At 59.9% G+C, this 11944-nt stretch carries 13 protein-coding genes; 6 read left to right on the top strand and 7 right to left on the bottom strand.

What is annotated here, in order from left to right:
• Positions 1-4 precede the first annotated feature (4 nt).
• Together EXW71_RS07735 and EXW71_RS07730 are read left to right on the top strand one after the other, a co-directional pair.
• Positions 5-619: an RNA polymerase sigma factor gene (locus EXW71_RS07735; protein WP_134656953.1), complete on the top strand. Its 615-nt coding sequence runs from the start codon at positions 5-7 to the stop codon at positions 617-619.
• Positions 613-846, top strand: a complete 234-nt coding sequence (locus EXW71_RS07730; protein WP_134656952.1) for an anti-sigma factor — start codon at positions 613-615, stop codon at positions 844-846. The genes EXW71_RS07735 and EXW71_RS07730 overlap by 7 nt, the downstream gene beginning before the upstream one ends.
• 83 nt (positions 847-929) lie before the next feature.
• Here the strand turns inward: EXW71_RS07730 and EXW71_RS07725 are convergent, their stop codons facing one another.
• The gene (locus EXW71_RS07725; protein ID WP_123715479.1) at positions 930-2252 is read right to left on the bottom strand and encodes a putative porin; all 1323 of its coding nucleotides are present in this window, start codon (positions 2250-2252) and stop codon (positions 930-932) included.
• Between the two features lie 283 nt (positions 2253-2535).
• On the opposite strand from EXW71_RS07725, the gene EXW71_RS07720 reads away from it, so the two are divergent.
• Positions 2536-3660: a GNAT family N-acetyltransferase gene (locus EXW71_RS07720; RefSeq protein WP_134656951.1), complete on the top strand. Its 1125-nt coding sequence runs from the start codon at positions 2536-2538 to the stop codon at positions 3658-3660.
• Positions 3661-3671: 11 nt separating this feature from the next.
• Here EXW71_RS07720 and aqpZ read toward each other — a convergent pair whose 3' ends face one another.
• The 5 genes from aqpZ to EXW71_RS07695 all read right to left on the bottom strand — a co-directional run bounded on the left by aqpZ (position 3672) and on the right by EXW71_RS07695 (position 8783).
• Entirely contained in the window at positions 3672-4376 is a 705-nt protein-coding gene (gene aqpZ, locus EXW71_RS07715; protein ID WP_134656950.1) for an aquaporin Z, read from the bottom strand.
• Positions 4377-4559: 183 nt separating this feature from the next.
• Positions 4560-6392, bottom strand: a complete 1833-nt coding sequence (locus tag EXW71_RS07710; RefSeq protein WP_134656949.1) for an ABC transporter ATP-binding protein — start codon at positions 6390-6392, stop codon at positions 4560-4562.
• Positions 6393-6474: 82 nt separating this feature from the next.
• On the bottom strand, positions 6475-7038 hold the full coding sequence (locus EXW71_RS07705) for a peptidylprolyl isomerase (RefSeq protein WP_060756131.1): 564 nt from the start codon (positions 7036-7038) through the stop codon (positions 6475-6477).
• 3 nt (positions 7039-7041) lie between these two features.
• Positions 7042-7845 carry an alpha/beta fold hydrolase gene (locus EXW71_RS07700; RefSeq protein WP_134656948.1) on the bottom strand — a complete coding sequence of 268 codons (804 nt, stop codon included), beginning with the start codon at positions 7843-7845 and terminating at the stop codon, positions 7042-7044.
• A 14-nt stretch (positions 7846-7859) separates the two neighbouring features.
• Positions 7860-8783 (bottom strand): LysR family transcriptional regulator, encoded by a 924-nt coding sequence (locus EXW71_RS07695; protein ID WP_123715483.1) that lies wholly within the window; start codon positions 8781-8783, stop codon positions 7860-7862.
• Between the two features lie 49 nt (positions 8784-8832).
• On the opposite strand from EXW71_RS07695, the gene EXW71_RS07690 reads away from it, so the two are divergent.
• The 3 genes from EXW71_RS07690 to EXW71_RS07680 all read left to right on the top strand — a co-directional run bounded on the left by EXW71_RS07690 (position 8833) and on the right by EXW71_RS07680 (position 10982).
• Positions 8833-9147, top strand: a complete 315-nt coding sequence (locus tag EXW71_RS07690; RefSeq protein ID WP_134656947.1) for a 3-phosphoglycerate kinase — start codon at positions 8833-8835, stop codon at positions 9145-9147.
• A 151-nt stretch (positions 9148-9298) separates the two neighbouring features.
• On the top strand, positions 9299-9898 hold the full coding sequence (locus tag EXW71_RS07685; protein WP_134656946.1) for an FMN-dependent NADH-azoreductase: 600 nt from the start codon (positions 9299-9301) through the stop codon (positions 9896-9898).
• 202 nt (positions 9899-10100) lie between these two features.
• Positions 10101-10982 (top strand): carboxylate/amino acid/amine transporter, encoded by an 882-nt coding sequence (locus EXW71_RS07680; RefSeq protein ID WP_134656945.1) that lies wholly within the window; start codon positions 10101-10103, stop codon positions 10980-10982.
• On the opposite strand, the gene EXW71_RS07675 is transcribed toward EXW71_RS07680, so the two are convergent.
• Positions 10927-11832 carry a LysR family transcriptional regulator gene (locus EXW71_RS07675; protein WP_134656944.1) on the bottom strand — a complete coding sequence of 302 codons (906 nt, stop codon included), beginning with the start codon at positions 11830-11832 and terminating at the stop codon, positions 10927-10929. The genes EXW71_RS07680 and EXW71_RS07675 overlap by 56 nt on opposite strands.
• Positions 11833-11944 lie beyond the last annotated feature (112 nt).

Here is an 11944-nt window from a genome sequence, read left to right as displayed (position 1 = left end):
TTGCATGGCCGCAGCGGACGACGCGCACCTGCTTGAACGACTGCTCAAGGGTGAGCAGCGGGCCTACAAGGAATTGGTCACCACCTACCAGAGCGCAATGCGGGCGGTGGCCTACGCCATCGTCGGCCAGCGCCACGCCGACGAAGTGGTACAGGACGCCTGGTTGTCGGTGGTGCGCAACCTGGTCAAGTTCGAAGGGCGTTCCAGCCTCAAGACCTGGCTGCTGACCATCACTGCCAACGCGGCCAAAGGCCGCTACAAACAGAACCGCCGTGAAGTCTTGCTCGACGATCTGCCTTCGCCCCACGGCACCATCGGTGATGATCGTTTCGTACCCGACGACGGCCATTGGGCCGTCGCTCCTTACGCCTGGCATCAAGACACCCCGGAAGCCTTGCTGACCGAGGATGAACTGCGCAAATGCCTGGAGCATACGATTCTGAGTTTGTCGGAGTTGCAAAACAGCGTGCTGATGCTGCGCGAACGCCAGGGCCTGGAGCTGGAGGAGATTTGTAATCTTCTGTCCCTCACGCTCTCCAATGTCCGTGTGCTGTTGCATCGGGCACGGCTTAAAGTCTTCGCCACGGTGGAGCATTTTGAGGAAACCGGCGAATGTTGACCTGTAAAGAACAAGTGGCGCGGTCCAGTGACTACCTCGACGGGCAACTGACCTTTCGCGAGCGTCTGATGGTGCGTCATCACTTGATGTTCTGCCCCAACTGCCGACGCTTTATCCGTCAGATGCGCTTGATGCAGGCAACGTTGAAGATCATGCCGGAAGAACCGGTAAAAGATGCTGATGCGTTGGCTGAACGGCTGGCTGCCGAACGGCTGAAAGGTAGATAGAAGCAGCTTCAAGCGGCAAGCTTGAAGCTGCAAGTCACGTGCTTTTCCTTGAAGCTTGCCGCTCGAAGCTTGCCGCTGCCCCCCTAGAACTTCGCTTCAGCATCCAACTGCAAGGTGTTGGTGTTGGCATCACGCTGGGTGCGGCTGGCGTAGTCGGCCTTGGTCAGGAAGTACGTGGCGCCGAGGGCGAAGTTCTTGTCGATATCGTAGCTGACCTTGAACTTGTGCCCACGCGAGCCGGTGGTGCCGTTGGCAAAGTCCGAGTCGGTGAAGGCGCCAACGACAGCATCACGTTGCGTATCGCGGTAGTTGTAGTCCAGGTTGAAACCGAACACCTTGGACTTGGCACCCAGCAACCAGGCGGTGTCCTGGTCGGTCACGGCATCGTTGTTTTTCACATACTGGCCATAAAACGCCAGCGGCACGGCCAGGCCGCCGATATCGGCTTGGGCAAAGCCTTCATACAGGCGGAATTGGTTGTCGGCCGAGTTACCGTTGACCGCCAGTGCGCAAGGCGTGGTGGTTGTGGTGCAGCGGCTGTCCTTATCGTTCTGGTAGGCGTAGACGCTGCCGCCCAGGGTCATTTTCAGGTTGTCGGTGACCGAGAAACGCGTACCCAACTGACCTGACGTCAGGCGCAGGTCATGGCGGAACTGCACGCCGTCGCCATCTACGTTGTCCTTGAGGTTGTAGTTACCGATGCTGCCAAACAGTTCGGCGCTGCTACCCAGTGGGTATTTGTAGGTCAGTGCCAGACCTTCCGGGTTGATGTCGCTATCCCAGATCACATCGCCCATGTTTACCCATGGCTGGAGCATCTTGCCGCCGATCACGTGCAGGTTCTTGATCTGGTCCGGGTGGTAGTCGATGTAGCCGAGGTCCAGCCAGATCGACTTCTTGTCGAAGTAGTTGTCCTGGTCCTGGTTGGTGGAGCGGGCATCGTCGTTGCTGCCGGTGGCGATGCGGATGCCGGTGTCCACCTGGGAGTTGATTTCGGTGTAGGCACCCAGGCGCGCGCGGATGCGCTGGCGGTCTTTGTCACGGCCGCCGTTGTTGGATTCGCCCTGGATCTTCACGGTTTCCTGACGGAAGCGCACGTCACCCTTGAGTTGTGTGCGCGCAGCCCAGGCCAGCTTCTGGTCGAAGACGCTCAGGTCGTTGGTTTTTTTCGCGGTGGCCGCGATCTGCTCGTTGGTCTCTTGTTGAGCTTGCTGTGCGATCTGCTTTTCTTTCTGGTCTTTGGCCAATTCCGCTTGCAGTTCGGTGTACTGCGCAGCAGTGATCTGGCCGTTGGCCTTGAGCATGTCGAGCAATTTAGCGTCGACTGCAGCGCTGGCTGGAATGCTCAGGGCCATCAGCAGGCCGCCGCACAGGACCGCCGCAGTTTTAGTGGAAGCAAGACGCATATCAATCTCCGAAAGTGAGGAGGGATGGCAAACCATCCAGGACACAACCGACCGATGACGGACGGAAAATAGCCGCCCTATAGAACCGGGCGCTCTAAAAACAGGCGTCAGTATTGCGATCGTTTATGACGGGGTAGTGGCGAAGTGATTTCATCTAAATGACAAATTATTTAATAATGGAACTAATTGTTTCGAGCTTTGTCCGGCCAGTTTTGAGGTGTGCCTTGGGCCGTGATAGGCGATACTCGCCAGGCTTTTATGCCAAGCACCCGTGAGGACGCCGATGCCGCTGCAACGCCTGGAGACTTTGTCCGAAATTGCCCCGACTGCTTGGGATGCCCTGGTGCCGCAGGCTCAACCCTTTGTACGGCACGCATTCCTGAGTGCCTTGGAGGACAGTGCCAGCCTGGGCTCGCGGTCGGGCTGGCAGCCTGAGCATTTGCTGCATTGGGAGGGGGATCGCCTGGTGGCGGCGTTGCCCAGTTACCGCAAGTGGCACTCCTACGGCGAGTACGTGTTCGATCATGGTTGGGCGGATGCCTGTGAGCGCGCCGGTATCGACTACTACCCCAAACTGTTGACGGCGGTACCGTTCAGCCCGGTGAGCGGGCCAAGGTTGTTGGCGGCGAATGCCGAGGACGGTTTTGAATTGCTCAAAAGCTTGCCGGGCTACCTGGAGATTGAGGGGCTTTCCAGTGCGCATATCAACTTCACCGACCCACTGGCTGACGACGCATTGGCCCGGCAAGCGGGTTGGTTGCAGCGCCTGGGCTGTCAATTCCATTGGCAGAATCGTGGCTATCGCGACTTTCAGGACTTCCTCGATGCCCTGAGTTCGCGCAAGCGCAAACAGATGCGCAAAGAGCGTGAGCAAGTGGCGGGGCAGGGTATCGATTTCGAATGGCTGCAAGGCCGTGAACTGAGCGAGGCCCAGTGGGATTTTGTCTACGCCTGCTACGCCAATACCTACGCAGTACGTCGCCAATCACCCTATTTGACCCGTGCATTTTTCAGCTTGCTGGCCGAACGCATGCCCGAGGCGATCCGTGTGGTGCTGGCCAAGCAAGGTACACGCCCGGTGGCCATGGCTTTCAGCCTGGTCGGCGGCGACAGCTTCTACGGTCGCTATTGGGGTTGCCTGGCGGAGTTCGATCGCCTGCATTTCGAGACGTGTTTCTATCAGGGCATGGACTACGCCATCGCTCACGGCTTGCAGCGTTTTGACGCCGGTGCCCAGGGCGAGCACAAGTTGATTCGCGGGTTCGAGCCGGTGATTACCCATTCGTGGCACTACCTGCGCCATCCGGGTTTGAAGAACGCCGTGGGGGATTTTCTGGCGCGTGAGCGCATCGGCATTCTGGCGTATGCCGAAGAGGCGAGGGCAGCCCTGCCTTATCGGCAGGGCTGAACCCCTTTGCTTCAGGCCGTCTCTTCTTTACCCAGCCAGCGATAAACCACACCGCCGACTATTGCGCCGAGGATCGGCGCCAGCCAGAACATCCACAACTGCTGGACCGCCCAGCCACCGACGATCAATGCCGGGCCGGTGCTGCGGGCCGGATTGACCGAGGTGTTGGTGATGGGAATCGAGATCAGGTGGATCAGGGTCAAGGCCAGGCCAATGGCAATCGGCGCCAGACCCGCAGGGGCACGGCGATCGGTGGCGCCGAGGATGATCAGCACGAACATCGCCGTCATCACCAGTTCGGTGACAAAGCCCGCCGCCATCGAGTAACCACCCGGTGAATGCTCGCCATAGCCATTGGAGGCCAGGCCGCCGGCCAGTTCAAAGCCCGGTTTGCCGCTGGCAATGAAGTACAACAGTGCCGCGGCGACAATGCCGCCAATGACCTGAGCCACGATGTATGCCGGTAATTCCTTGGCCGGAAACCTTCCGCCCACGACCAGCCCCACCGATACCGCCGGGTTGAGGTGACAACCGCTGATATGACCGATAGCAAAGGCCATGGTCAGCACGGTCAACCCGAATGCCAGGGCTACACCGAGCAGACCGATCCCGACGTTGGGGAACGCTGCGGCCAACACCGCACTCCCGCAGCCACCCAGCACCAGCCAAAACGTACCTAATCCTTCCGTAACGGAACGTTTGAACAAAGTAGACATGAACACTTCCTTAGTAGATTGCTCTATCTAGTCAACTGGTCGGTGATGCGTCCTTGCAGTCTTACGTCAGGGCCTTCCTGGTTCCTGCTTGCAGTACAGCAGGAGTGTGGCCCGTCACCGGCGCGATAGAGAAAACTGTCAGAATTGTTCGGATTTGCGCGGCGCAATAATGGCCTGCCGCGTTCAGTTGATGCCTACAAAGCCTCCTGTCTGGTGCTGCCACAACCGTGCATACAAGCCACCATGGGCCAGCAATTGGGCATGGCTGCCACTTTCGGCAATCCGGCCTTTCTCCAGCACCACTAACCTGTCCATTCGAGCAATGGTCGACAGTCGGTGTGCAATCGCAATCACCGTCTTGCCCTGCATCAGGGTTTCCAGGCTTTCCTGGATCGCCGCTTCGACTTCCGAGTCGAGTGCCGAAGTCGCCTCATCCATGATCAGGATCGGCGCGTCTTTAAGCAGCACGCGAGCAATCGCAATGCGTTGACGCTGCCCGCCGGAGAGTTTCACACCGCGTTCACCCACATGGGCGTCCAGCCCGGTACGGCCTTCGGCATCCGACAGCAGGGGGATGAACTCATCGGCGCGCGCTTTGTGCACGGCGGCCCAAAGCTCTTCATCGGTGGCGTCCGGCTTGCCGTATAGCAGGTTATCGCGGATTGAGCGATGCAGCAGCGAGGTGTCCTGGGTGATCATGCCGATCTGTTCGCGCAGGGTTTCCTGGGCCACGTCCGCGATGTTCTGGCCGTCGATCAGGATCCGCCCGCCTTGCAGGTCGTAAAGGCGCAGCAGCAAGTTGACCAGGGTCGACTTGCCGGCGCCCGACGGGCCGATCAGGCCGATCTTTTCCCCGGCCTGGATATTCAGGTCCAGGCCGCCAATGATCCCGCTCTTTTTGCCGTAGTGAAAATCCACCTGCTCAAAGCGCACTTCACCGTGGGGCACGTTCAGGCGCGCAGCGTTGTCGCGGTCGGTCACCGCCAGCGGCTGGGCGATGGTTTTCAGGCCGTCCTGCACCATGCCGATGTTCTCGAAAATGCCATTGACCACCCACATGATCCAGCCGGACATGTTGACGATGCGAATCACCAGGCCGGTAGCCAAGGCAATTGCGCCCACGGAAATCAGTGACTGGGTCCACAGCCACAGGGCCAGGCCGGTGGTGGTGACGATCAGCAGGCCGTTCATGGTGGTGATCACCACGTCCATGCTGGTCACCACGCGGCTGGCCAGCTGGGTCTTTTCGGTCTGCTCGATGATCGCTTCCTTGGCGTATTCCTGTTCGAAATGGGTGTGGGCAAACAGCTTCAAGGTGGTGATGTTGGTGTAGCCGTCGACGATACGGCCCATCAGCTTGGAGCGTGCCTCGGAGGAAATCACCGAGCGTTCCTTCACCCGTGGCACGAAATAGCGCAGTGCCAGGCTGTAGCAGACGATCCAGGTCACCAGCGGGATCATCAGGCGCCAGTCGGCCTCGGCAAACAACACCAGGGAACTGATGGCATAGATCGCTACGTGCCAGATCGCATCCACCGCCGCCACGGCGGAGTCACGCAGGGAGTTGCCGGTTTGCATGATGCGCTGGGCGATGCGCCCCGCAAAATCGTTCTGGAAGAAGTTCAGGCTCTGCTTGAGCACGTAGCTATGGTTCTGCCAGCGGATCAGGCTGGTCATGCCCGGGCTGATGGTCTGGTGCACCAGCAGATCATGCAGGGCGCCGAAGATCGGACGTAGCAGCAGGGCAACCACGGCCATCCAGATCAGCTCGGTGCTGTGAATCTGGAAGAAGTCGGCGGGCGGTGTACCTTGGGCCAGGTCAATGATGCGACTCAGGTAGCTGAACAGCGCCACTTCGATCAGCGCACCGATCAGGCCCACCACCAGCAAGGCCGCGAAGTGCGGCCACACCTGGCGCAGGTAGTAGAGGTAGAAGGGCAGGACTTTATCGGGAGGGGCCGCGGTGGGTGCGTCGCGGAAGATGTCGATCAGTTGTTCAAAGCGACGATAGAGCATTGAGTTTGACGCCCGCCGTGCGGGCTCTCCTTTCAAATGTGCGCGCGGCCTTGTGGGCCACGCGCGAAGCTGCCTGCTGAGCTTAGTCGATACGCTTGGCCGACTTGATCACAACAGGGTCGATTGGCACGTTCTGCATGCCTTGCTTGGTGGTGGTCTGGGAGTTGACGATGATGTCGACCACGTCCATGCCTTTGACGACTTTGGCGAACACGGCGTAGCCGGCGTCACGACCCGGGTCGAGGAAGGCATTGTCGGCCACGTTGATGAAGAATTGGCTGGTGGCCGAGTTCGGGTCGTTTGTGCGTGCCATGGACAAGGTGCCGCGTACGTTATGCAGGCCATTGCTGGCTTCGTTCTTGATCGGCGCGTCGGTAGGCTTCTGCGACATCTGCGCAGTGAACCCGCCGCCCTGCACCATGAAGCCCGGGATCACACGGTGGAAAATCGTGTTGGTGTAGAAACCCTTATCGACGTAGGCCAGGAAGTTCTTGGTACTGATCGGCGCCTTGACCGGGTCCAGTTCGATCTCGATCTGGCCGTTGGTGGTATCGATCAGCACGTGGGGCGCCTTGGCGGGTTCAGCGGCCATCAGGTTGGCAGCGAACAGAACGGAGCCGGTAAAGAAGGCGATTTTTTTCAACATGGGTCAGTGATCCTGGGTAGTGGTTTCGACTGTCTTTAGAAAATCGAGCAAGGTCGCGTTAAAGACTTCGGGTTGATCCAAGGGCGTGGCATGGCGGGAATCCTCGATCACCACCAGACGCGCATCGGGCAGCAGTTTTACATAGTTTTCTTTTTGCGCCACGGAGGTGTAGTCGTGGTCGGCGCTGATGACCAGGGTTGGACAGGTAATCCTGGAAAGTTGTTCCTGCACGCCCCAGCCCACAATCGCGTCGAAACTGGCGAGATAAGCACGTTTGTCGTTTTTTGCCCAGCGCTCGGCCATCTTGCGGCGCAAGTCGGCCTGGTGCGGTTTGGGGAACAGCCGGTCGCCGAGGGCCTTGCCGATGGTCGCGAGGCTGAGCAGGCGCGCCAGGCTCCAGCGCTTGGCCCACTGCCAATAATCATCGGCACTGCGCACCTTGACCTCGGGCGCGCTGTTGACGATGCACAGGCTCTTGACCAGGCCGGGTTCGTCCACCGCCAGTTGGAAGGCGATCATGCCGCCCATGGACAAGCCCACCACATGGGCGGGCGGCAGGTCCAGGTGTTCGATCAGGGCGATCAGGTCGAAGGTGAAGCCTGAGATGCTGTAGCGTTCACGGGGTTTGTCCGAGCGCCCATGACCCCGTACATCCACCACGATCAACCGGTAGTGCCTGGCCAGCACCGGAATCTGCAATTCCCAATCCTGGCTGCTGGAGCCCAGGCCGTGGATCAGGATCAGGGGGGTACCGTGACCGTATTCCTCGTAGTGCAGGCTGCATCCTTCGTGGTCGAACCAGGCCATGCATAAACTCCGTTTCAGGCTTGCCGCGGGGCAGCGAAAGGGGCGTCCAGTGGGGCTGTATCAAAGGTGCGCAGCAGTTCGACGAGGATCTGCGTGGCTGGCCCCAGGGGTTTGTCCTTGTTTGAATACAAGTAGAACGTCGGGTTGCGGCTGCCGCCTTTTTCCAAGGGTAGCTGCTTGAGCAGGCCCTCCCTGAGTTCGCGTTCGATCAGGTGCCGGGGCAGCCACGCGAAGCCCAGGCCGCTGCTGACGAACGTGGCGGCGGTGGACAAGCTGCCGACGGTCCAGCGCTGTTCGGCGCCGAGCCAGCCGACGTCCCGCGGCTGCTGACGCCCGGAGTCGCGAATCACCACCTGCATCTGGCTCTCCAGGTCGTGGAAGCTCAACTCGCGGTTCAAGCGATGCAGCGAGTGGTCCGGGTGGGCCACGGCGACGAACTCCACGTCGCTCATTTCCGTGCCCAGGTAACCTGGAATGATGAACCCGCAGATGGCCAGGTCAGCCATGCCATCGATCAACAACTCTTCCACGCCCGACAACACTTCTTCGCGCAGGCGTACGCGGCAGCCCCGGCTTTGCGGCATAAACGCGGTGAGCGCGCGCACCAGGCGCGCGTTGGGGTACGCGGCGTCCACCACCAGCCGCACTTCGGCTTCCCAACCCTGTTCCATATGGTGGGCGAGGTCCTCCAGCTGGCTGGCGTTTTTCACCAGTTGCCGGGAGCGGCGCAGCAGCACTTCACCGGCATCGGTGAGCACTGCCTTGCGTCCGTCGATGCGCAACAAGGGCACCCCGAGCTGGTCTTGCATGCGCGCCACGGTGTAGCTCACCGAGGATTGCGAACGGTGCAGCGCTTCGGCCGCCTGGGCGAAGCCACCATGGTCGACCACGGCTTGCAGCGTGCGCCATTGATCGAGGGTAACGCGGGGCGCTTTCAAGATGAGCTCCTGTTGTCCTAAGCTGGCGGTCCTGATTGGAGACTGCCGAATGAAAAAAATCTGTTGTGTGTTGCTGGCGCTGCTGCCGATGAGCGCGTTTGCCTACCCGATCGACGTGACTAAAAAGATTGACGGCGTGAGCGTCGATTACACCGCATCCGACGTCGACGGCGACATCAGTTCGATCCAGTTGAATAACTACGGCACGAATGACGCTGTCTGTTCGGTGACCTTTACCAACGGCCCGGAGTCCCCGCGTCGTCGCACGGTTACGGTGCCGGCGGGTAAAAGCACCAACACGACGGTCAAGTTCAACCGCGCCATTATCAAAATGCGTATTGCCCTGGCCTGTGCTCCCAAATGAACCGGCAGCGGAGCAGGAGTTTGGCAATACTCCGCTTATTAGCAAATTTATAGATGGGTTATAGCAGTTTTTTGCGCTTTTTTATCGAATAGGCGTTGTTTAATCTTCTCTCCATCGACTTACAGCAAGTACAGATGGAGCCTACATAGCCATGTCCAATGTTCTGATCATCGAAAGCAGCGCTCGCCAGCAGGATTCGATTTCCCGTCAGCTGACTCAACAGTTCATCAGCCAATGGCGGGCCGCGCACCCGGCGGACCAGATCACCGTGCGAGACGTGGCGCTCAACCCTGTTCCGCACCTGGACGCCAACCTGCTCGGCGGCTGGATGAAACCGGTGGAACAGCGCAACGACATCGAACAGGCGTCCCTGGATCGCTCCAACGAATTGACCGACGAATTGCTCGCCGCCGACGTGCTGGTAATGGCTGCGCCGATGTACAACTTCGCCATCCCCAGCACCCTCAAAGCCTGGCTGGATCATGTGTTGCGCGCCGGCGTGACCTTCAAATACACCGCCACCGGGCCCCAGGGCTTGCTGACCGGCAAGCGTGCCATCGTGCTCACGGCGCGGGGCGGCATTCATACGGGCGCGACGTCTGATCACCAGGAACCGTATTTGCGCCAGGTCATGGCGTTCATCGGAATTCACGACGTGACGTTCATTCACGCTGAAGGGGTGAACCTGAGCGGTGATTTCCAGGAAAAGGGCATCAACCACGCCAAGGCGTTACTGGCTCAGGTCGCGTGATCCTTTAATCGTCAGATAATCGCGCGGTGTTTATATAACCCCACGCCAACCCTTCAAGTACGCGTATCGAACCTCCCTTTGCACTTGTGCTCCTGAGTGCTCCTGCCCGACTGCCGCTATAGCGAGGTCGGGTTTTTTTTGCCCCGAGTTTCATGAAGCGCCGAAAACCTTTAATGTCCCGCCCATTCGAAACGAGGCGCGCATGGGTTATCTACTGGTTGTCACTTTGATTCAGGCTTTTTCCTTCAGCTTGATCGGCGAATACCTCGCCGGCCACGTCGACAGCTACTTCGCCGTGCTGGTGCGCGTGCTGTTGGCCGGGCTGGTATTCATCCCGCTGACGCGCTGGCGCTCGGTGGAGCCTGCGTTCATGCGCCGCATGCTGGTGATCGGCGCATTGCAGTTCGGCGTGACGTACGTGTGCCTGTACCTGAGCTTTCGTGTGCTCACGGTGCCGGAAGTGTTGCTATTCACCATTCTCACGCCGTTGCACGTGACTCTGATCGAAGATGCCCTCAACCGGCGCTTCAACCCCTGGGCGCTGATTGCCGCATTGGTGGCGGTGTGCGGCGCAGCGGTGATCCGTTTCGATCAGATTACACCGAACTTCTTCATGGGCTTTTTGCTGCTCCAGTTGGCCAACTTCACCTATGCCGCCGGGCAAGTGATGTACAAGCATCTGGTGGCGCGTTACCCGAGCGACCAACCGCATTATCGGCGCTTCGGTTATTTCTACCTGGGCGCGTTGCTGGTGGTGTTGCCGGCGTTCTTGCTGTTCGGCAAGGCCGACTTCCTGCCGCAAGCGCCGCTGCAGTGGGGGGTGCTGTTGTTCCTCGGGTTGGTCAGCACCGCGCTGGGCATGTACTGGTGGAACAAGGGCGCTTGCCTGGTCAATGGCGGCACCCTTGCCGTGGTGAATAACCTGCATGTGCCGGTGGGCCTGCTGCTGAACCTGCTTATCTGGAACCAGCACGAACCGCTGGGCCGTTTGGCCCTGGGCGGCCTGGTGATTCTGGGGGCGGTGTGGATCAGTCGCCTGGGCGCGCGATCGGCTGCGCCAGTTGCTTCACCAAAAACTCAATGAAGGCCCGCGTCTTCTGCGGCACCCGGCGCGCCGAGGAGTAAACCGCATTCACGCTGATCGCCGGTGCGTGCCATTCGCAGAGCACCGGCACCAGGCGTCCGCTTGCCAGGGCGTCTTCGACGATGAAGTCCGGCAGCAGCGCGATGCCCATTCCGGCTTCGGCCGCCTGGGCCAGCAGGTCACCGTTGTTGGCGTGCAGCGGCCCGGTGACGTTGACGCGCTGGGTGTCCTTGCCGTTGCTCATTTGCAGGCTCACGCCGCTTTGCAGGTAGCCATAGTTCAGGCATTGATGCTGACGCAGGTCGTGGGGGACCTGTGGGATGCCCGCACGCTCGAGATAAGCCGGCGAAGCCACCATGATGCGTGGCGCGGGCGCCAACTGGCGGGCGATCATGGTGGAGTCCGGCAGGCTGGCAATGCGGATGGTCACGTCGAAGCCTCCGCGCACCGGGTCCACCTGTTGGTCGCTGAGCACCAGTTGCAGCTCGATGTGCGGATGCTGTTCATGGAACAGCGGAATCAGCCGCCCCAGCCGATGCAGGCCGAACGACATCGGCGCATTCACCCGCAATACGCCGCGCAACTCCCCAATCCCGTCGCGGGCGCGCTGCTCGGCTTCGTCCAGCGCAGCTATCACTTCCCGAGCCGCCTCAAAGTACTCGGCGCCGGCTTCGGTCAAATGCAGGCTACGGGTGGTGCGTTGCAGCAACTGCACGCCGATGGCGTCTTCCAGCGCCTGGATCTGTTTACTCACTTTTGAACGGGGCACGTCCATGGCGCGGGCAGCCGCGGCGAAGCCGTTTTCGCCGACGGTGACGACGAACGCACGCATGCATTCGATACGATCCATGATTGTCCCTTTTTTAGAATCAATGAATCCGTATTTTAGGTAATTGTTCCGATATTGGCTAGCCCGTAAAGTTACTTCCAAGCCGCCAGCAACGCTGGAAGCACCAGAAAAC

The sequence above is a fragment of the Pseudomonas sp. BCA17 genome (assembly GCF_004519405.1).
GTDB lineage: Bacteria > Pseudomonadota > Gammaproteobacteria > Pseudomonadales > Pseudomonadaceae > Aquipseudomonas.
Note: the sequence above shows the minus strand (reverse complement) of the source record. Positions and strands in the feature narration are given on the sequence as shown.